General features: G+C 68.3%; 1 protein-coding gene. It reads right to left on the reverse strand.

What is annotated here, in order from left to right; all coding sequences use genetic code 11:
* Positions 1-4 precede the first annotated feature (4 nt).
* Positions 5-703 (reverse strand): hypothetical protein (locus BIU89_RS12870; protein WP_217642831.1); only part of this gene is annotated, 699 nt, incomplete at its 5' end.

Here is a 703-nt window from a genome sequence, read left to right on the forward strand (position 1 = left end):
GGTGTTACTTGATCTGGGCGGTGATGGTGGCGGTGCCGACGAGCAGGCCGCGCTTGACGGCGTCGGTGCCGAAGGTCTTGTTCAGCAGGCCGGCGGCGTCTTCGGAGATGTGGACGGTGGTGCCGGTGAGGATGGCGTTGTCGCCCTCGAGCTGGAGGGGCTTGAGGGAGCCGCCGTGCAGCTCGAACAGGAACGCGTTGGCCGCGGCGACCTTGCCGTTGACGAGGACGTCGCCGTAGAGCTTGGACGAGCCCGGGTTCACGACGAAGTTCTCCAGCGTGACGGTGGTGTCGCCGGCCTTCAGGGTCAGCCCCGAGTCGTCGTGGTTCAGCAGGCCCTGCACGTACGGGCGGTAGTTGCCATCCGGCGACCAGTAGGTGACCGACCCGGCGGTGATCGGGAACGACACCGACCCGTCAGCCAGGGTCGCATCGCCCGAGACGCCGGGGGTGAGCTTCAGGGCGGTGAGGGCGTCGGTGAAGCCGGAGTCGAGCTTCACGGCGGTGGAGCCACCGAGGACCTCGGGGACCGAGGCGACGGGTGCGGGGATCTTCGACGACGACGAGGACACCGTGTGCACGTTCGGGGTCGCGGCCTGGGCGGAGGAGATCCCGAACGCGGCACCGCCGAGGACGAGGGCGCCGGTCGTGGCGAGGGTGATGGAGGTCTTGAGGCTCTTACGCATCGTGATCAGTCCTTTGCT

The sequence above is a fragment of the Curtobacterium sp. MCBA15_005 genome (assembly GCF_001864855.1).
In the GTDB taxonomy this organism is placed as follows: domain Bacteria; phylum Actinomycetota; class Actinomycetes; order Actinomycetales; family Microbacteriaceae; genus Curtobacterium; species Curtobacterium flaccumfaciens.